General features: G+C 41.7%; 15 protein-coding genes. 7 read left to right on the top strand and 8 right to left on the bottom strand.

Annotated elements, in window-relative coordinates:
• Positions 1 to 222 precede the first annotated feature (222 nt).
• Positions 223 to 1,368, top strand: a complete 1,146-nt coding sequence (locus L641_RS0110035) for a patatin-like phospholipase family protein (RefSeq protein WP_024601813.1) — start codon at positions 223 to 225, stop codon at positions 1,366 to 1,368.
• Between the two features lie 18 nt (positions 1,369 to 1,386).
• On the opposite strand, the gene L641_RS0110030 is transcribed toward L641_RS0110035, so the two are convergent.
• Positions 1,387 to 3,360, bottom strand: a complete 1,974-nt coding sequence (locus tag L641_RS0110030; protein ID WP_024601812.1) for a monovalent cation:proton antiporter-2 (CPA2) family protein — start codon at positions 3,358 to 3,360, stop codon at positions 1,387 to 1,389.
• Positions 3,361 to 3,487: 127 nt separating this feature from the next.
• Between L641_RS0110030 and L641_RS0110025 the strand changes: the two genes are divergently transcribed.
• Positions 3,488 to 4,384, top strand: a complete 897-nt coding sequence (locus L641_RS0110025) for a GGDEF domain-containing protein (protein ID WP_024601811.1) — start codon at positions 3,488 to 3,490, stop codon at positions 4,382 to 4,384.
• Between the two features lie 55 nt (positions 4,385 to 4,439).
• On the opposite strand, the gene L641_RS0110020 is transcribed toward L641_RS0110025, so the two are convergent.
• The 6 genes from L641_RS0110020 to lpxB all read right to left on the bottom strand — a co-directional run bounded on the left by L641_RS0110020 (position 4,440) and on the right by lpxB (position 12,414).
• Entirely contained in the window at positions 4,440 to 4,781 is a 342-nt protein-coding gene (locus L641_RS0110020; RefSeq protein ID WP_008467489.1) for a hypothetical protein, read from the bottom strand.
• Positions 4,778 to 6,088: a tRNA lysidine(34) synthetase TilS gene (gene tilS, locus L641_RS0110015; RefSeq protein WP_024601810.1), complete on the bottom strand. Its 1,311-nt coding sequence runs from the start codon at positions 6,086 to 6,088 to the stop codon at positions 4,778 to 4,780. Before tilS ends, L641_RS0110020 begins: the two co-directional genes overlap by 4 nt.
• A gap of 112 nt (positions 6,089 to 6,200) precedes the next feature.
• Positions 6,201 to 7,157, bottom strand: coding sequence for an acetyl-CoA carboxylase carboxyl transferase subunit alpha (gene accA, locus L641_RS0110010; RefSeq protein WP_008467493.1), 957 nt, complete (start codon positions 7,155 to 7,157; stop codon positions 6,201 to 6,203).
• 16 nt (positions 7,158 to 7,173) lie between these two features.
• Positions 7,174 to 10,665 (bottom strand): DNA polymerase III subunit alpha, encoded by a 3,492-nt coding sequence (gene dnaE, locus L641_RS0110005; protein ID WP_013465414.1) that lies wholly within the window; start codon positions 10,663 to 10,665, stop codon positions 7,174 to 7,176.
• 2 nt (positions 10,666 to 10,667) lie between these two features.
• Positions 10,668 to 11,267: a ribonuclease HII gene (gene rnhB, locus L641_RS0110000; protein ID WP_024601809.1), complete on the bottom strand. Its 600-nt coding sequence runs from the start codon at positions 11,265 to 11,267 to the stop codon at positions 10,668 to 10,670.
• On the bottom strand, positions 11,257 to 12,414 hold the full coding sequence (lpxB, locus tag L641_RS0109995; protein WP_013465415.1) for a lipid-A-disaccharide synthase: 1,158 nt from the start codon (positions 12,412 to 12,414) through the stop codon (positions 11,257 to 11,259). The genes rnhB and lpxB overlap by 11 nt, the downstream gene beginning before the upstream one ends.
• A gap of 292 nt (positions 12,415 to 12,706) precedes the next feature.
• On the opposite strand from lpxB, the gene L641_RS0109990 reads away from it, so the two are divergent.
• From L641_RS0109990 to cydC, 5 genes are read left to right on the top strand one after another with little or no spacing between them, the layout of a single operon-like run.
• Positions 12,707 to 14,290: a cytochrome ubiquinol oxidase subunit I gene (locus L641_RS0109990; RefSeq protein ID WP_013465416.1), complete on the top strand. Its 1,584-nt coding sequence runs from the start codon at positions 12,707 to 12,709 to the stop codon at positions 14,288 to 14,290.
• Positions 14,287 to 15,426, top strand: coding sequence for a cytochrome d ubiquinol oxidase subunit II (gene cydB, locus L641_RS0109985; protein ID WP_013465417.1), 1,140 nt, complete (start codon positions 14,287 to 14,289; stop codon positions 15,424 to 15,426). The genes L641_RS0109990 and cydB overlap by 4 nt, the downstream gene beginning before the upstream one ends.
• 12 nt (positions 15,427 to 15,438) lie before the next feature.
• Positions 15,439 to 15,603 carry a cytochrome bd-I oxidase subunit CydX gene (gene cydX, locus L641_RS0109980; RefSeq protein ID WP_013465418.1) on the top strand — a complete coding sequence of 55 codons (165 nt, stop codon included), beginning with the start codon at positions 15,439 to 15,441 and terminating at the stop codon, positions 15,601 to 15,603.
• Positions 15,593 to 17,368, top strand: a complete 1,776-nt coding sequence (gene cydD / locus L641_RS0109975) for a thiol reductant ABC exporter subunit CydD (protein WP_008467501.1) — start codon at positions 15,593 to 15,595, stop codon at positions 17,366 to 17,368. The genes cydX and cydD overlap by 11 nt, the downstream gene beginning before the upstream one ends.
• A complete protein-coding gene (gene cydC / locus L641_RS0109970; protein ID WP_008467503.1) occupies positions 17,361 to 19,097 on the top strand; it encodes a thiol reductant ABC exporter subunit CydC in 1,737 nt (578 codons plus the stop codon). The genes cydD and cydC overlap by 8 nt, the downstream gene beginning before the upstream one ends.
• Here cydC and L641_RS0109965 read toward each other — a convergent pair.
• Positions 19,094 to 19,501, bottom strand: a complete 408-nt coding sequence (locus L641_RS0109965) for a septal ring lytic transglycosylase RlpA family protein (protein ID WP_008467506.1) — start codon at positions 19,499 to 19,501, stop codon at positions 19,094 to 19,096. The two genes, cydC and L641_RS0109965, sit on opposite strands and share 4 nt — an antisense overlap.
• Positions 19,502 to 19,623: the final 122 nt, after the last annotated feature.

Raw genomic sequence — 19,623 nt, 5'->3', positions numbered from 1 at the left:
AGCCCCCTTGGGTAGAGGATGTTTAATTTTTAAGCTACGTTATCGCCTATTTTTGGGAAGTAACCACAATACATAGGCTCAGCCTTGCCTAAAAAACAAACACACTACTAAAAATTCAACCTCGAAAGATAAATAGACTCTAACATATCCTTTGATTCTTCTAGCTTAAAGACTTACAGTAAATAAATAAAGTAAAGACAGCGAACAGTTTAAATACCTAACATGAAAATTAAGCAAGTCGATCCTAGTAAACCTAAAATTGCCTTATTACTAACAGGTGGTGGTGCCCGAGCGGCTTATCAAGTGGGTGTTTTGAAAGCGTTGGCGCAAAGTATGCCCAGAACCGCCCCGCTCCCCTTTAGAGTGATAAATGGCACCTCTGCCGGTGCAATTAATTCTGCGGCCTTAGCATGTTACGCCTCATGTATGCATTTAGCGGTAAGAAAACTAGAAACAGTTTGGAAAAACTTTTCAACTTCGATGGTATATAAAAGCGACTTTTTAAGTGTGTTTGGTCATATTACCCGTAATATTTTAACCAGTTTCCAGTCAGAGCATATAAACCATCCACCAGCAAGCTTGTTAAATAACCGACCACTTAGAAAACTGTTAAACGATATACTGGATTTACATCGTATTGAGCGTAATTTACACCGTGACTATTTAGAGGCGCTGTCTATCACTGCATCCAGTTATACTACTGGCGATTCTGTTGCTTTTTTTCAGTCAAATACGCAGCATTCTTGGCAACGAGCCAAGCGCGAAGGACGCGCTACTCGTATCAATGTTGAACACCTAATGGCCTCAAGTGCCATTCCTATGGTGTTTCCAAGTGTGAATATTTATAACCATTACTTTGGCGATGGCTCAATACATCAGCTTTCACCTTTAAGCCCCTCTATTCACTTAGGGGCAAATAAAATATTTATTATTGGGGTTGATCAACCCAAAGAGCCACATCCTCCAGGGTACTCTGCACATTTCCCAGGGCTTTCGGACGTGGCAGGGCATTTACTCGACAGTGTATTTACCGACACTATGCAATCTGATTTAGAGCGCTTGGACAGAATAAACCGCACACTCGGTTTACTGCCCAATAAGCATAAGCATCAAGAATTGAAACAAATAGATAGCTTTATTATTAATCCATCGCAAAACTTCAATGCCATTGCCGCGCAGTATTACGATGATATGCCTTGGGCGATAAAAGTTTTATTACGTATGATCGGGGTAAAAAAGCGCTCTCAGTCGAGTTTGACCAGCTATTTGTTATTTGAAAAACGCTACACCCAGCATTTAATTCAAATCGGATACGACGATGGTATGAAACAACTCCCTGAAATCAGAAAGTTCTTAGAGCTAGAGTAAGTTTTTTTGCTTGATGGGCTACTCTATACCATCAAGTAAATAATGCTCAACACGTTCTACACGCCGTGGTTTACCTTGCAGCACTAGAATATCATTAGCATACAATATTGTGTGTTCTTGTGGTGTGTCTATTTCTTCGCCCTCGCGGCGAAGCGCCTTAATTAGCACTTTTCTTTTTGCTAAATTGAGTTCGCTAATTGCTTTATTAACCGCAAATGCTTTATCTGGTAAGGCTATTACATGTAAATACTCTAAACGCTCTGGCAAGTTGGTATCGCTGTCAATATTTTCGCCGGCAAAAAAGCTTTGCAATAATTTATAACGGTTTCGTCGCTCACTACTAACACGGCGAATAATACGGCTCATTGGCACACCAGACATTGACAAAACATGCGACACCAACATTAAGCTTGCTTCAAGCGCCTCAGGCACAACCTCAGTAACCCCTAGCGCTTTTAAGCGCTCTAACTGACTATCATCACGGGTTCTTATGAGTATTTTAACCTTAGGTGCAACCTGTTTAATGGCATTAATGACTATTTGAGTTTGTTGAAATTCGGTAAAAGTAATAATGACTAGTCGCGCTCGCTCTACCCCCGCACACTTTAAAATATCTTTTTGCTCAACATGACCAAATATTAAAGGCTCGCCCGCCGCTTTTCCTTCTTGTACTAAAATGGGGTCGCTCTCTATTGCCACATAATCAATTGCCTCTGGGGATAAAAAGCGGGCAATAGTTTGTCCTACTCGAGAAAAACCGCATATCACCACATGGTTATGATAAAGAGTGCTACTTTGAAGCTCGTCTTCAAAGGCAAACTTTGCGCGCTCTAACATGCCTAGTCGTTTCAAAATAAAAGGGGTTTTATCAATTAAATAGGGCGTAAGCGCCATAGAAATTACGCCCATGGCAATTAAAAATGATACTTGCTCAACGCTCAGCAAGTTATGCTGTGCAGCGAGTGCAATTAACACAAAGCCAAACTCACCCATTTGCCACAACATTATAGCGCACGCTAACGCATCTTGTTTTCGCTCTCCCATAAATAAAGAAGATAACATCACTACGGCAATTTTTAAGATTAAGATGCCCATCAAGGCAACAATAATAATACCCGCATGATCAACAACAAAACCAATGTCTAACTGCATCCCCACGGTTACAAAAAATAACCCCATGAGAATATCGCGAAACGGGCGAATATCGGCCTCTAATTGATGACGATAGTGGCTCTCCCCTAGCATCATGCCTGCTAAAAAAGCCCCTAATGCCATCGATAAACCAAAAGAGTATGTGAGTAACCCTGCAAACAAAGACACCAATAACGTGGTTAATACAAACAGCTCATCGCTTCGTGCTAGTGCCACTTCTTTAAACACCTTGGGCAAAACCCACTTGCCAATAGCCCATAGCAATACACACACAAACGCGCCTTTAGTCAGCGCAAACAGTAATGCCCAACCAATACTATTGGGATCACTGCTGGCAAATAATGGCAAAATAATGAGTAACGGCACAACCGCAATGTCTTGAAATAGTAAAACACCGATTGCCAATTGCCCTCGGCGTTTATTTAAATCACCACTCTCTTTTAATAATTTAGCAACCACCGCCGTAGAGGAGAGCATAATAATAATGCCGATGGTAAAACTAGTTAATAAACTAAAATTTAATAAATAAAGGATTAAAATAAGCAAGATACTGCTGACTATGACTTGCAATGAGCCTAAGCCAAATACGATATTTCGCATTGCCATTAAGCGCGATACAGAAAACTCCAGCCCTAAACTAAATAACAAAAACACAATACCCAGCTCAGCAATAAAGTCCATTTCATGGCTTTGTGCCATCCAACCAACGCCATGGCCACCAGCTAGTAAACCTACCGCTAAATAAGCTAATACAGGGGGAAGCCCTATTCGCTTAAATAGCCATACAAATAGAACCGCAGCAACTAAAAGTCCAAAAACCTGAGCATTAATATTTTGCAATGCAATCCTTATAAGCAATCAATGGAATGTAACTTAACTATAGCAACCGTATAAGTTTCAGCCAGAATGTAAATATGGCATATAACCTGCTTAGTTATAAAAAGTAATACTATAGGGGGAAGAAATAGTGGAAAACGTTCATATTTTGACACAACGTATCTCTGGTCGCGGCGAATTTTTGCCGTTCTCAGCAGAGCAATATAATAGCAATACACCGACAGCACTGCATGAGCTAGCAGCTAAACTGCAAACGAGCTTAGTTTTAGAAGATATTTTAGGAACGTTTGCAAATTTTGCAAGACAACTGCTTAATTTTTCTGGTGTGCATTTTAAAGCAACAAGTATTGATGTAAAAACACCCAATAGTGATGTTGAAAATCCAGCGTACTCGTTTGATTTAAAAGTTGAAAATGAGTACTTAGGCACATTAACTTATTATACAAAGTATCCGCTTAGTGCGGCTATTGAGAAAAAGCTACAACACTTTCATAGTGTACTAATTTATCCATTGCGTAATGCGCTTATGTATAACCGTGTATTAAGGTTAGCCACAAAAGATTCATTAACCGGATTAAACAACCGTAGTCAATTTAATGACATGTTGCTACAAAAGCTTGAAAATCATCGACGTAACGGTCATTCGTTTAGTTTAATGCTGCTTGATTTAGATAATTTTAAGCAAGTAAATGACAACTATGGTCACAAAATTGGCGATGACGTTTTAATCGAGTTTGCTGCGGTTTTATCTAGTAGTATTAGGGGGACTGATTCGGTATTTCGCTTTGGTGGCGATGAGTTTTCAATATTAATCGAAGACCCGGCTTTTACCACCAATAAAGTGGTGGCTGAACGTATTATGCGTTTAGTCAGAAACTCACCGATTATGTCTAAATACAACGTCACAGCCAGTATTGGTTTTACGCTGACTAATAGCGACGATTGCCAGAACGAGATATTTTCTCGCGCAGATAAAGGCTTATATAAAGCAAAAGCATCTGGGCGAAACTGCGCAAAAGCCTATTAAGTAATAAAAACATTATTTTTAAAAAGCCTAGCCTCCCCCGCTGGGCTTTTTTACGCTACTTTTTTAATATCACGTGCTTATAAATGAGCAACATGGCGCAAAAGCCAAAAAAGAAGCCACTGAGTAAATTAAGCAATGCGGCAATTGTCGCAAGCGGTGTAAAAAGCACTAACAGTAAGGGCATACTCACCCCTAAAATGAAAAATACGCCCCCTTTACCTAACCAATAGGCAAGTAAAATGGCGGCACATACCATACCGCCCAACACAGCGTAGCCTAATGTAATTATATTAAGGGTTAAAAATACATTCGCTAAAACCGCAATCAATAGCGTAATTAATATGCCAGTAGGTGCCTTATTTATAAGCGACAGCCCAACATGAGGTTGTTGACTCATGATTTATACTCCCAAATAACTCCATTCTCATCTTTATGGTTATCACTAACAAAATAACCAACCACTTGAACTAGCTCATCATTGTAAAAAATTAATGGAATATGAGCACGCAGCCAAGGGGCTACTTTTTCATCTTTAAACCAATGTTTAAGGCTATTACTGCCTGGTTTTTTGAGTGGTTTAATACGCGCACTATTACAGTTAAAACGAACACTGACTTGTTCATCAAGTTTAGGGGCGCGTATACCCACTCCCTGCAGGCATTGTAGTATTTGTCCGTCATTCAGCACTAATTCGTGATTTGTTACGCGTTCAATATTAACGGCTAAAGGCGTCGGTTGCACAAAATACAGATAACCTTGATGACGGCGTATTTGTCCATCGCTTAGCTCAATAACCATTTGCGCATCAGCTTTGGCATGAATAGCCTGACTCATTATTTGCATTAACTGTTTTTGCGAAGGCATGGTATGAGTAAATAAAGCCAGCCATGCGCGCAGAAGATTCGCAATGCGAATAGCGCTGTAATGAGCCATATTTTGTATATTAAGCGCCTGATGTTGGTTAATACACTGTGCGAGATCTTGCTGGGTATATTCATCAAGCAGTGCTTGTTGCTGTTGTAATAATTCTATACTACGGGCTGTACACTGCTCAAACCCAGTAAAACGCTCAGCCAACTTAGGCACGATTTGTTGACGCAAAAAATTACGATCAAAGCGTTCATTGGAGTTTGACTCATCAGTAATATGGCTAATATTAAATTGCTGAGCAAACGCTTCTATGTCGCTGCGTTTTACCCCAAGTAATGGCCTGTAGCACTCACGGCCACTTTCAAGCACGCGAGTTTGCTGCATAGCGCCGAGCCCTTTTAAGCCTGAGCCGCGCTTTAAACGAAGTAGAAATGTCTCTACTTGGTCGTTTAAATGCTGGCCTAACAAAATGACACTATCACTTGGGCTGTGTTCATCAAGCGCTTGATAACGCGCTTCGCGAGCCTGCGCTTCAATACTGGTGCGCGATTTCGGCTCAATAATGACGTTTGCCGCCTTAAAATCAATTGAAAGCTGCTCACAGCGTGCATGGCAAAATTGCCGCCAGTGATGGGCGTTATCACTTAAGCCATGATTGACATAAATTGCACTTAAATCTAATTGCGGGCACTGCTGTTTTAACGCATGCATTACCTGCAACAGCACCACCGAGTCTACCCCACCAGATAAGGCTACTGTAAATGTGAATTGCCCATTTTCTAAGTAGTGATTAAGGGATTTTTTTACCTGCAGATAAATAGGTGTTTTGTGCATTAATATACCCAATGAGTAAATTGCTAATAACCCGAACAATAAAGGCTCTACGTTACGGTATTTTAAAACAAAAAAAGCCGCATAGGCGGCTTTTTTCTATATTTAGCTATTTTTAACAATAACCAAACGACATTAAACGCTTGTAACGTTGGTCAAGCATCTCTTCAAGCGATAACGCTTGTAGGTCTGCTAAATCTCGCTTAAGGCGTACTTTTAAGTTACGTGCCATCGCATCATAATTACGGTGCGCGCCGCCTAGAGGCTCTTCAACTAAATTATTAATTAAATCTAGCTCTTTAACACGCTCTGCTGTTACACCCATTGCCTCTGCAGCCAATGGTGCTTTGTCAGCACTTTTCCATAAAATAGAGGCACAACCCTCTGGTGAAATAACCGAGTAAGTGCTGTATTGCAACATGTTTACTCTGTCGCCCACACCAATGGCTAATGCACCACCTGAACCACCTTCACCAATAACAGTACAAATTGTTGGTACTTTAAGTGCGGCCATTACTTTTAGGTTACGTGCAATTGCTTCAGACTGACCACGCTCTTCAGCGCCAACACCAGGGTATGCACCTGGGGTGTCGATAAAGGTCATGATTGGCATTTTAAAACGCTCTGCCATTTCCATTAAGCGCAATGCTTTACGGTAACCTTCAGGTTTTGGCATGCCAAAATTACGTTTGATTTTTTCAGCAGTACCACGGCCTTTTTGCTGACCGATCACCATTACTGGCTCACCATCTAAACGGGCTACGCCGCCTAAAATGGCAGGGTCGTTAGCAAACGTGCGATCACCCGCAAATTCGTCAAATTCCGTAAAAATACGCTCGATATAATCTCGAGTATAAGGACGCAACGGATGACGTGCTAACTGTGATACTTGCCAAGCGCCTAGTTCAGAGAAAATTTTCTCCTTCATTTGTGCGCTCTTTTCTTTAAGTTTACTGACTTCCTCTTCTAATCCAAGGTCTAATTCGCCAGCGCGGCTTACATTTTGTAATTCTTCAATTTTTGCTTCTAATTCTGCAATTGGAAGCTCAAAATCAAGATAATTGAGGCTCATGCTCTAAACTACCTAATTAGTTAAATTCTAGTTCTACATTTTGCGCTGCCATCAGCGATAACTTATGAATTAAGTCGTCACTTGGCGTAACACACCATTCGATCCCTAGGGTTAATTGCACCAACGCATCGGGGCGTTGATAATATACCTTGATCGGACACGTTCCCATTTTGTATGGTTCGAGTACTTTTTGTAATTTATCGAAGAAACCAGCCTCGATCTGCACCATATTCAGCGTCATCTTAATCGCTTTTATACGCTTTTCACGCGCCTGAGCAATGGTGTTTATTTCTCTGGCGGTCATTGTAATACCACCAGAGAAGTTATCAAAGCTGACCTGTCCGGATATCACCAAAATATTGTTGATTTGCAACATATCTTGGTACATTTCAAACTGTTCTGGAAACAAGCGTACATCAATTCGGGCGCTTTTGTCATCTAAAGTTATCAGCCCCCAACGATTTCCTTTTTTATTAATTAAGGTTCTCGCTGCAATCACTAAACCTGCTCCGGTTGAGACTACATCACGATTAGTTGGTTGTAAGTCGATGAGTCGCCCACTGGTATAATGCCCAAGCTCTCGTCGATACTGGTTTATAGGATGTCCGGTTAAATAAAGGCCTAGGGTGTCTTTTTCGCCATCAAGCCACTGATTATCCGTAAGCGGTGTTGCTTTTATAAACGCTTGCTCTACTTCATCAGGCTCTGTAGCCAATAAACCAAATAAATCACTTTGCCCTAATAATTCAGCTTTGTTGTGCTGATCGGCTGCGCGCATCGCATCTTTTAAGCTGGCTAATAGTGTTGCTCGCCCTGGCTGAGTTTTTTCAGGCCCTAGTTGGTCTAATGCGCCTGCATAAATTAATTTCTCGGTAACGCGTTTATTTAAGCGTTTTAAATCAACACGCGCACAAAAATCAAATAGGTCTTTAAATGGGCCGCCTTTTGCTCGCGCCTCTAATATGGCATCAACCGGCGCTTCACCTACGCCTTTAATTGCCCCTATGCCGTAAACAATTTCACCTTGAAGGTTAACAGTAAACTTGTATTCACCCGCGTTTACATCGGGCGGTAACAAAGTGAGTTTCATGTTTTCACACTCATCCACCAGCGTTACTATTTTGTCGGTGTTATCCATATCAGCCGACATTACCGCCGCCATAAACTCGGCCGGATAATGCGTTTTCATCCACAGCGTTTGATACGATACTAATGCATAAGCTGCTGAGTGAGATTTGTTAAAACCGTAACCCGCAAACTTTTCAACCAAGTCAAATATTTTTATTGCCAGTTCGCCGTCAATACCGTTGTTACGTGCGCCTTCTTCAAAGGTTGAGCGCTGTTTTGCCATTTCTTCAGGCTTTTTCTTACCCATAGCACGACGTAACATATCAGCGCCACCCAGTGTATAACCGGCCAGCACCTGCGCTATTTGCATAACTTGTTCTTGATACAAAATAATGCCGTATGTCGGCTCAAGAATCGGCTTTAAACTTTCGTGTTGGTATTGCGCATCGGGGTATGAGATTTCTTCTCTGCCGAGCTTTCGGTCGATGAAGTTATCTACCATGCCTGATTGCAGTGGACCTGGGCGGAACAAGGCCACTAGGGCTATCATATCTTCAAAGCAATCGGGCTTTAATCGGCGGACTAGGTCTTTCATGCCGCGTGATTCTAGCTGGAATACCGCGGTGGTTTCAGCGCGCAGCAGTAACTCTATACTTTTTTTATCATCCAATGGAATGGTGTTGATATCGACCGGCTGTTTGCCTTCACGCTTTAAGCGCTCATTGGTCATATCCAGCGCCCACTGTAATATGGTGAGCGTACGTAAGCCTAAAAAGTCAAACTTAACTAAACCGGCGGTTTCTACATCGTTTTTATCAAACTGGGTAACAGGAAACTTGCCTTCGTCATCGCAATAGAGCGCCGCAAAATCGGTAATGGTGGTCGGCGATATTACAACCCCCCCGGCATGTTTACCGGCATTACGCGTACAGCCCTCAAGAATACGACACATGTCGATTAAGTCTTTAACTTCTTCATCGCCGTCGTAGGCTTCTTGCAAACGGGGTTCTACGTCAAATGCTTTAGCCAGTGTCATCCCAGGGTCGCCCGGAATAAGCTTAGAAATACGATCGACAAACCCATACGGATGACCAAGTACCCGGCCTACATCGCGTATTACCGCTTTTGCTGCCATAGTACCAAAGGTAATAATTTGCGATACCGCGTCACGGCCATACAAGGCCGATACATGATCAATTACTTCATCACGCCTATCCATGCAAAAGTCGACGTCAAAGTCGGGCATAGAAACACGTTCAGGGTTTAAGAATCGCTCGAAGAGTAGGTCAAATTCGAGCGGATCAAGGTCGGTAATTTTAAGGGCATAAGCCACTAATGAACCCGCACCTGAACCACGCCCTGGGCCTACTGGAATATTGTTATCTTTACTCCACTGAATAAACTCCATTACGATCAAGAAGTAACCAGGGAATCCCATTTGGTTAATTACATCAAGTTCTATTTTTAAACGTTCATCGTATTCGCCACGTTTTTCTTGACGTTCTTGCTCGTCAGGAAATAAAAACTGTAATCGTTCTTCAAGGCCGTCTTGTGACACTTTAACCAAAAACTCATCAATTTTTAGTGAGCCCGTCGGGTAATCTGGTAGGAAATACTCACCTAATTGCACGGTTACATTACAGCGCTTTGCAATTTCTACGGTATTTTGTAGCGCTTCTGGAATATCACTAAATAGCTCTGCCATTTGTTCTGGCGTTTTTAGGTATTGCTCTTGTGAAAAACGCTTTGGTCGGCGTTTATCATCTAGAGTGTAACCATCAAAAATAGCCACACGAATTTCATGGGCTTCAAAGTTTTCAGGTTTTAAAAATACCACTTCATTGGTGGCCACTACTGGCAATTGCTCATTTGTTGCAAGCTCCACCGCCATGTGCAAATAATTTTCTTCTTGAGCACGGTTGGTACGAATAAGCTCTATATAATAATGATCGCTAAAATGCTGTTTATAAAAACTGACCACCGACTCAACAATAGCGGGGTTACCTTTTATTAAGGCTTTTCCTAAATCGCCATCTTTGGCGCCCGAGAGTATGATAAGCCCCTCTTTTAAATCAACTAACCACTCACGGTCAATGACAGGGCGATGAAAAACATGGCCACGTTGATAGGCTTTAGAGATCAATAAAGTAATATTTTTATAGCCAATGTTATCTTTGGCTAATAATGTTAATCGGCTTGGTTCGTCGGGGAATTCTGGGCTACGTACCCAAAAATCCGCACCAACAATCGGCTTAATACCCGCATTATGCGCTGCGCCATAAAAACGCACCAGACCACAAAAGTTCATTTGATCGGTAATTGCCAACGCTGGCATTTCAAGCTCTTGTGCTTTAGCGACGATTGGTTTGGTTTTTGCCAAACCATCAACCATTGAAAAGTCTGAGTGAACTCTTAGATGAACAAATTCAGGAGCCGCCATAATTACTCCTTACCCGAAAGCGCAAGCACACGCTGCACAGGTTTAAAGCTCTTGCGATACTCATCTATCGCACCGTATTGTTCAAGCGCTGCAAAATGTGCCTTAGTTGGATACCCCTTATGCCCTGCAAACCCATATTGTGGGTAGCGTGCATCAAGTTCAATCATTTCATCATCCCGGGCAACTTTTGCTAAAATAGACGCGGCTGATATTTCAGCAACTAGGCTATCGCCTTTTACCACCGCTTGTGCGGGCATGGCTAATTTAGGAAGGCGGTTTCCATCTACAAACACAAATTCAGGCACTGTGCTAAGCGCTTCCACCGCGCGGCTCATAGCAAGCATAGTGGCTTGTAATATATTTAACTCATCTATTTCACTGGGGCTACAACGGCCAATGGCGTAACACAGTGCTTTTTCTTTTATTTCGATGGCTAATAATTGGCGCTTTTTATCGGTTAATTTTTTAGAGTCGGCAAGGCCAGCAATCGGTTTAGCGGGATTTAAAATAACAGCGGCTGTAACCACATCACCCACCAGCGGTCCACGACCAACTTCATCCACACCGGCTATTAAGGTTACATTGGGTCGTTCAATTTGCATCTATTAACTCCGCCACTGCATTTGCAGCTTGTTTACTTGCATCTAATCTAATTTTTTCATGTATGGCTAAAAAGCGTGCTTTTAATTCTTTATTATCGCTATTGAGCATAGGGGTAAGTGCTGCTGTTAAGTTAGCGACATTACACTCACTTTGTAAAAACTCTGGTACTAACTCTTCATCTGCCAATAAATTGGGTAGCGAAAAATATTTAATATTAAAGGTAAATAAGGTTTTAAAAATCCAGTAACTCATGGGTTTAATTTTATAACCAACCACCATTGGCTTTTTATATAACATGCCCTCAAGCGTTGCTGTACCTGATGCAAGCAATATAGCATCGGCGGCTTGCATGGCTAAATTTGATTGCCCATCCAGTAAGTTAACATTAAGTGAGGGCGCTGTGGCATTTAAAATAGCAATAAACTGCGCTTTGCGCTTTTCGTTCACCAGTGGCACCACGACTTTTAATGCAGGGTTCTGCGCTTGTAACTGCGTCGCTGTTTTTATGTAAGTTTCGCTTAACAAGCCCACTTCTGAGCCCCGGCTCCCGGGCAATAACGCTAACACCTTATCATCAGCACTTAAGCCTAGTTGGCTGCGGGCTTGGCTATCGTCGTGCTTAAGTGCAATGTCGTCAGCTAATGTATGGCCTACAAAAGTACACGGTACTTGGTGTTTGTCGTAAAATTCTTTTTCAAAAGGCAATAAAGCCAATACTAAGTTAGTTGCTGCACTTATAGTGTGAATACGTTTTTCACGCCACGCCCACACTGAAGGGCTTACGTATTGCACGGTTTTGATGCCTGCATCTTTTAACGGTTTTTCTACACGTAAATTAAAGTCCGGCGCATCAATACCAATAAATACATCAGGAGGGTTATTAACAAAGTGCTGCACGAGTTGTTTGCGGATTTTTAGCAAGCGCGGTAAACGGCCTAGGACTTCAACCAAGCCCATAACCGACAACTCATCCATATCAAACAGCGTTTTGCAGCCTTGAGCTTGCATTTTAGGGCCTGCAATACCTTCAAAAGTGGCATCAGGAAAGTGTATTTTAAGCGCTTTTATGAGCCCTTCACCTAAAATATCGCCCGACAGTTCACCTGCCACAATACCAATTCGTAGTTGTTTTTTATCTTTTTTCATTTGCTATTTTTTCACAAGTAAACCCGGCATTCATACCGATTAGTTTACCGTGTTTTAAGGCTAGGTTAAACGCTTAAAACACACCACTTTTTTCTAACTTACTCTTAATTGATGATTGCGTATTTTATAGACTGATGTAATGTCATAGTATATTAAAGTTTTCTAATATACATATTGACAAAAATTGTACAAACGCTAATAATGATGCAAACTTTCAGAAATTACTGAAAGTTTATTAAAACATTAACAATTGCTTTGTGCTGTCACTGCATCACAACCAAAGGAGCCAAAAATGATAGATGAAACCTTTGTGGATCTATCGCGATTACAGTTTGCTGTCACCGCTCTATTTCATTTTTTATTTGTGCCGTTAACAATCGGTATGACCTGGATTTTAGTTATCATGGAATCGGTTTATGTTATGACCGGTCGCGAAATTTATCGTGATATGACTAAGTTTTGGGGCAAGTTATTTGGTATTAACTTTGCTATTGGCGTGGCGACGGGCCTCACCATGGAATTTGAGTTTGGTACTAACTGGTCGTATTACTCGCATTATGTGGGTGATGTATTTGGTGCGCCACTGGCCATTGAAGGCTTAATGGCCTTCTTTTTAGAATCAACCTTTGTGGGAATGTTCTTTTTAGGTTGGGATAGGCTCTCTAAACGCCAGCATTTAGGGGTCACATTTTTAATGGCGCTGGGCACAAATATGTCTGCGCTGTGGATTTTAGTCGCTAATGCGTGGATGCAAAATCCAGTAGGGGCTGAGTTTAACTATCAAACCATGCGTATGGAAATGACTAGTTTTGCAGAGCTGGTATTTAACCCGGTAGCTCAAGTTAAGTTTATTCATACTGTGTCTGCAGGTTATGTGGCCGCCTCTATGTTTGTACTTGGAATTAGTAGCTGGTACATATTAAAAGGACGTGATTTGGCATTTGCTAAACGGTCGTTCTCGGTGGCGTCTGGCTTTGGTTTAGCCTCTATTTTGTGTGTTATTTTACTCGGTGATGAATCTGGTTACGAAGTCGGTGAAGTACAAAAAGTAAAACTCGCGACAATAGAAGCTGAATGGCATACAGAAGAAGCTCCAGCAGCCTTTACTGCAATAGGTTTCCCTGACTCAGAAGAGCAAGTCACTCATGCTGCAGTAAAAATTCCCTACGCATTAGGGATTATTGCAACTCGCTCACTTGATGAGCAAGTGATTGGTATTTCAGATCTTGAGAAAAAACACGAAAAGCGTATTCGCAATGGCATGATTGCTTATGAATACCTAGAAAAACTTCGCGCAGGTGACGATACCCCTGCAAATATCGAAAAGTTTGATAACGTCAAAGATGATTTAGGCTATGGCTTATTACTTAAACGTTACACTCCTAATGTGGTAGATGCCAGCGAGGCACAAATACAACAAGCCGTTAAAGACTCCTTCCCTAAAGTGGGCCCTATGTTTTGGTCATTTAGGATTATGGTTGGCTGTGGCGTAATTATGCTTGGCGTGTTTATTCTCTCTTTTTATTACAACGCCCATCGTATTATTGAACAAAAACGTTGGTTGTTGTGGGCGGCGGTATTGAGCATTCCTCTGCCTTGGATTGCTATTGAATTTGGTTGGATTGTGGCTGAATATGGCCGCCAGCCATGGGCTATTTCTGAAGTATTACCGACCTTTTTAGCAACGTCATCGCTGACGGTAAATGATATTTTAATTAGCTTAACTGGTTTTATTGTTTTCTATACTGGATTGGCGATTGTTGAAGCATGGTTAATGATTAAATTTATTAAGCAAGGCCCAAGCTCTTTGCATACCGGTAAGTACCATTTTGAATTACCTGATCACAGCACGGCTGCTAAAGGAGAACTATCATGATTTTTGATTATGAAACATTAAAAATGCTCTGGTGGTTAATTATTGGTGTGCTGTTAATTGGTTTTGCCATTACCGATGGTATGGATATGGGCGTTGCCATGTTACTGCGTATTGTGGGCAAAACAGACAGTGAACGGCGTACCGTTATTAATACCATTGGTGCCCACTGGGATGGTAACCAAGTATGGTTTATTACTGCAGGCGGTGCTTTGTTTGCAGCGTGGCCTATGGTTTATGCGGCAGCGTTTTCTGGTTTTTACTTTGCCATGATGCTGGTGTTATTTGCATTATTTTTTAGGCCTCTTGGCTTTGATTATCGCTCTAAAGTTGACTCTAAACGCTGGCGTAATAACTGGGACTGGGGCTTGTTTGCCGGTAGTGCCATACCTGCGCTGGTATTTGGTGTCGCGTTTGGTAACTTGTTTTTGGGTGTACCGTTTAATATCGATAATTTATTAAGAGTCAGTTACCAAGGGTCGTTTTTTGCTTTACTTAATCCGTTTGCGCTCATTGCCGGCTTAGTTAGTATTACCATGTTAATTGCACACGCGGGAATGTGGCTACAACTGCGCACCGCAGATCAGGTCGCTGAGCGCTCAGGACAATACGGTCGCTACTCATTACTTGCCTTTATAGTGTTATTTGCGGCGGCTGGTGTGTGGGTTGCCAACCTAACGGGCTATCAAATTGTTTCTATGGGTGATACTCAAGGCCATGCAGATCCACTGGCAAAAGTAGTCACAACCGCCCAAGGCGCATGGCTTAATAACTACAGCGAACGCCCATGGACAATGACCTTCCCTATTTTGGCATTTGCAATGGCACTGTGTGCACTGCTGTTTTCTAAAGTAAATAAACCCGCTTTAGGCTTACTGGCAACCAGTGTGATGTTAATTGGAGTGATTATGACCGCGGGCGTTTCGTTATTCCCATTTATCATGCCCTCAAGTAACAACCCTGATATTAGCTTAACCATTTGGGATGCTGTATCAAGCCACAGAACACTCAATGTTATGTTTATTGCTGTGGTTATATTTGTGCCACTCATTTTAGCCTACACCACGTGGTGTTATGTAAAAATGTGGCGCAGAGTGACGGTTGATGAAATTGAAAACAACCCTCACGGCAGCTATTAAGGAGACTAAATTATGTGGTATTTCGCGTGGATTTTAGGTGTATTACTTGCCTGTACCTTAGGCGTAATAAATGTAATGTGGTATGAGTTTCATCAAAATAAAAACAGCATTGCTGATGATGAACAAGCCACCCATGATTTATTAAACGAGCATAATACAACTCATAATGACGACTAACCCCCGACCTAATCGCGCGCAGCAACAACCCCTGCGCGCTTTTTTAAAGCAGCAGAGTAAACCGGCGGCAATGTGGTTAAAGCTAAGCATTGCACTTGGAACAGTTAATGCAATTTTAATGATTGCAGGAGCTTACTTACTCGCGCAAACCATTCATGAGGTGATGTTTGAAGGGCATAGTTTAGCCCAAGTAACCCACTATTTATGGCCTTTAGCGGGTATTATTTTACTGCGCGCCATTTTTTTAGCGTTAAGTGAGCGCTTAAGCGCATTTGCAGCGCTTAAAATCAAATCGGCTATTCGCCAAACTTTACTCGATAAACTCACGCTACTTGGGCCAAGTTATATAGAGCAACACGGCCAAGGCGCTACGCTCAACACGCTGCACAATGGTGTAGAAGCACTGCATGACTACTATGCAAAGTACTTACCAGGGGTTGCCTATAGTGCGCTTATTCCTCTGGCAATATTAGTGGTTATATTTCCGACCGATTATAAAGCGGGACTGATATTTTTATTAACCGCACCACTTATTCCGTTTTTTATGATTCTAGTTGGTCATAAGGCAGAAGCGCTTAACCAAAAGCGCTGGCAACAACTGGCGGTATTAGGCAACTACTTTTTTGACCGCATACAAGGGCTTACCCAACTAAAATTGTTTAATGCTACGCGCAAAGAGCTAAAGCAAATAGCCCAAATTTCAGATGATTTTAGGCATGCAACGCTAAGCGTGTTAAAAATTGCTTTTTTATCTTCTTTTGCACTGGAATTTTTAGCCACAATTAGTGTGGCACTGGTAGCGGTTATTATTGGTTTTAGATTATTTTTTGGCACGCTCGATTTTGCAACCGGCTTTGTAGTATTGCTGCTAGCACCTGAATTTTACTTACCGCTTCGCCAATTAGGCAGCCATTATCATGCGCGCTTACAAGGAATTAGTGCTGCTGCAGATATGCTAATCATTTTAAATGCACCACTGCCATCAAAAAATAATAACCACACAGCTCATATAAACATGGAGGGTAACAGCACTATCAGCGTCCATGATCTCAATTTTAGTTACCCTAATAGCAATGAGGGAATTAATAATATTAATTTAACCCTGCCAAGCACAGGACTAGTAGCCATTGTGGGAGCTAGCGGCTCAGGTAAGAGCACCCTACTTGATTGCATGCTTGGTTTTCACCCAGAAGTAATACAACACATATCCATTGACCAACAACCATTGACGACAGCCGATATAAGCCAATTACAACAAAACATTGCCTGGATCCCACAAAAGCCAACCTTATTTTACGACACCCTAGCCGCCAACATAAAATTAGGTAACCCAGACGCTTCATATGAAGCACTTGTACATGCTGCAGAGCAAGCAGGTGCGCTGGAATTTATTAACGAGCTACCCGATGGCTTTAACACCTTAATAGGTGAGCAAGGTGAAGGGCTATCTGGCGGGCAAAAACAGCGTATAGCATTAGCTCGTGCATTTTTAAAACACGCCCCTATTCTAATGCTCGATGAGCCAACCGCTCATTTAGATAGCCAAACCGAGCAACTCATTCAAAACGCTATTGCTGAGTATGCAAAAGAACACTTAGTGATCACCATAGCGCACCGCTTAAATACAGTAAGAAATGCCAAACAACTTATCGTTATGGAAAACGGTGCCATCGCTCAGCAAGGCGACTTTATAACGCTCAGCCAGCAAGCTGGCGAATTTGCAAAGCTGCTGCAAACAGCGCAACATGGAGCGACTAATGACTAACTTTATTCGTTTACTTAAATTGTGCCGCCCTCATTATAAAGCGATGCTTTTAGGGACGTTTCTAGCGTCACTCACGGTGCTAGCTAATGTAGGCTTACTCGCTATTTCCGGCTGGTTTTTAGCTTCTATGGCTGCCGCAGGAATTGCAGGCGTCCATATGAACTACTTTACCCCAGCTGGCACCATTCGTTTTTTGGCGATTGTGCGCACCGCTTCACGTTACGCTGAACGCTTAGTTACTCACAACGCCACATTTTTATTGTTAAGTGAAATACGAGTAAATATGTTCGCCACACTCAGTAAACTTAATAATCTTGATTTGGCTATGAGCCGCAGTGCCGATTTAGTTAACCGCTTACAAAATGATGTAGACGCACTAGATAAATTTTATTTGAATGTGTTGCTGCCGATGTTAGTTGCTCTACTAACAGTGCCTATTATTATGCTGTTTATGTCTGCTTACAGCCCAAGTGTAGCCTTAATTTGCTTTACGGGCATCGTTGTTATTGGGGTGGTTATACCCGCTATATTGAGCAGACAATTAGATAAAAACAGCCACCAAGAAACATTACTCAGCGCCCAATTAAGAGCTGAGCTATCTGATACCTTAACGGGTCTTAGAGAACTAAATATTTACCAAGCTCGAAACCAACAACTCACTAAGTGTGATCAGTTAAGTAAGCAGTATAATCAGCAATTATTTATTCGTCATAAGGCTCTTGGCAATGCTGATGGTTTGAGCTTACTCATAGTGCAACTGGCTATGCTCGCCAGCATTGTCACTATTGTGCCGCTGGTGTTTAGCGCCGAGATGGTAAATGTTGAATTGGCGATGTTGAGTTTGTTTGTACTGGCCAGTTTTGAAAGCGTATTGTTACTACCCAACGCGTTTATTGAACTACCTAATGTATTAAAAGCAGCTGAGCGACTATTTACCCTTGAAGATAAAGTACTGAAGAAAAACGAGGTACCGTCACAAGTAATTGATTCAAAAAATAAAAAATGGACACTTTCGCTAGATAAAATTAGCTACCACTATGGCCAAAAGCAGGCATTAAATAATGTGAGTTTTGAGCTACCTGCAAAGCATAAAGTGGCGATTGTTGGTAGAAGCGGCAGTGGTAAAACAACCTTAGTGAATTTACTAAGCGGTTTATGGCCTCTGCAACAAGGTGCAATTAGCTTACAAAACGAAAAAGAAACAATAAACCTGCATAATTTAAATAATGAAAGCCGTGCAAAAACATTAAATATTTTAGCCCAGCAGCATCATATTTTTGATGGTACATTAAGCGATAATCTTGCCTATGCGGCACCTGATGCAACACCGCAACAAATGACAGCGGCGTTAAAACAAGCCGAGCTGGGTAACTGGTTTAGCACGCTAAAAGAAGGCTTAAATACTCGTTTAGGCACAGGGGGACGCAGTGTCTCTCAAGGCCAGTCAAGACGCATTGCCTTGGCACAAGCGCTGCTGCAACAACCCGCCATTGTAGTGCTCGATGAACCCACTGAAGGGCTCGATAATATTTCTAAACAAGCCGTTATGAACAGTATTTTACAGCTAAAAAAGCATGCTAGTGTATTAACAATTACTCATGATCCAGCGTTGTTATCGCAAATGGATAGTGTCATCTGGTTAGACAGTGGACAAATCATCGCTCAAGGTTCACATCAACAATTGCTCAATGAACACCCTGACTATGTGGCGTTAACGACCCGCTTCTAGTCCTTAGCAGTATTACTTTTATCAATAACGGTGACCGTTACATCAATAACGCCGACTTTAGGGTCGGCTATTTTTTTAAACATCGCCTTAGATAAATCAATAATTCGCCCCCGAATATAAGGCCCCCTGTCATTAATTCTGACCACTACAGACTTATTATTAGCAATATTGGTAACTTTCACTTTTGTACCAAATGGGAGTCTTAGATGCGCAGCCGTTGCCGCCTGTTGGCTAAAACGTTCGCCATTAGCCGTGGTTCTGCCATGATATTTGTCTGCATAGAATGATGCTTTACCTCGCTCTGACATATCACTTTGTTGATTATTTATTTGCCTTGGCGCAGTACTACAAGCAGTTAACATAACCAATAGCATTGAAAGCAATACTAACTTTATCCGTTTCATTATTTATACTTTATAGGAAAATGTGTAGGGAGTGTAATAAGGTAAGCCTGAGTAGAGACTGAATTTAATAAACATAGCAACATGCACTTCATGGCTGAGTTATTAATCAAATATCAGCTAAT

Source organism: Pseudoalteromonas sp. TB41 (assembly GCF_000497975.1).
In the GTDB taxonomy this organism is placed as follows: domain Bacteria; phylum Pseudomonadota; class Gammaproteobacteria; order Enterobacterales; family Alteromonadaceae; genus Pseudoalteromonas; species Pseudoalteromonas tetraodonis.
Note: the sequence above shows the minus strand (reverse complement) of the source record. Positions and strands in the feature narration are given on the sequence as shown.